The sequence below is a fragment of the Pseudomonas sp. TJI-51 genome (assembly GCF_000190455.2).
GTDB lineage: Bacteria > Pseudomonadota > Gammaproteobacteria > Pseudomonadales > Pseudomonadaceae > Aquipseudomonas > Aquipseudomonas juntendi.
Window position 1 is genome coordinate 1 of the sequence record NZ_AEWE02000121.1, and the last position, 945, is coordinate 945.

General features: G+C 65.0%; 1 pseudogene. It reads right to left on the bottom strand.

The features are described 5' to 3' along the window. Window positions 1-118 precede the first annotated feature (118 nt). Window positions 119-945, bottom strand: a pseudogene (locus G1E_RS22870) (alpha/beta hydrolase family protein); the annotation flags it as partial.

Genomic DNA, 945 nt, shown 5'->3' on the forward strand with positions numbered 1-945 from the left:
GGCGCTGAAGATGCTGCGGCAAGCACCCGGCAACCCTGATGCCATTGCCAGAAACCATAGAGTCTCCCACAGGTAATACACAACGCCTGAATATTGTGGCCTACCTGTGGGGGCAATCTTACCCTTGCGGGTTCATCCAGCCTCGCACGCGGCGGAACAACTGCTCTTGCTCGGCGGCCTGGTTGCCTGGCATGGCGATCAGCGACAACTGCCGGTACTGGCTGTCTTTCTGCCGCTTGCTGGCCTGCAAGCGCAGCGCGGCGGCGCTGCGGTCAGCACTGCGGGTGGCGTAGTAGATGTCGGCGGTGGGCACCTTCAACGTCGGCGCCAGGCTTTCCAGGTCATGCTCCACGCGCGCCGGCGTCTGCGCCGCCACCATGACCAACTTGTGTACCTGCGGCGGCTGTTTTTCGCTCAGGTAGCGGGCAGCCCAGTACGCACCGCTGCCATGGCCGATCAGCACGATGCTGCGGGCATTGCGCTGCTGGGCAAACGCCACGGCAGCGTCCAGGCGGGCGAAAATCCGCTCGGCATCGGCCGGGTCGCTCTGTTCGCTGGCCAGTTCGGCATCGGTGCTTTCTGCGGTGTNNTGCGGTGTCGGCATCGGCGGCGGTGGCCTGGGCGACATTGGCATTGGCGTCGGCTGGCACATCCTTGACCGGTGCACGCTCACCCTGGGCTTGGTCCGTTGCGGCCTTGGGCTTGGCTTCTACCCGGGCTTGCGGGCTGTCGGCGAGCAGGTCAGGCAGGCTGATGCTCAGGCTGTGCCAGCCGACATCCGGGAATTTTTGCCGCAGCGGGCCAACGGCATTTGGCCAGTCGGCGTTTTCGCCGGCACCCGGCACGATGATCACGGCACCTTGCGGATCACTGTCGTTGGCCGGCTTCCACAACGCCAGGAAACTGTCGGCACCTGCCTGTAGCGTCTGTTGCTCGGCCTTGGGT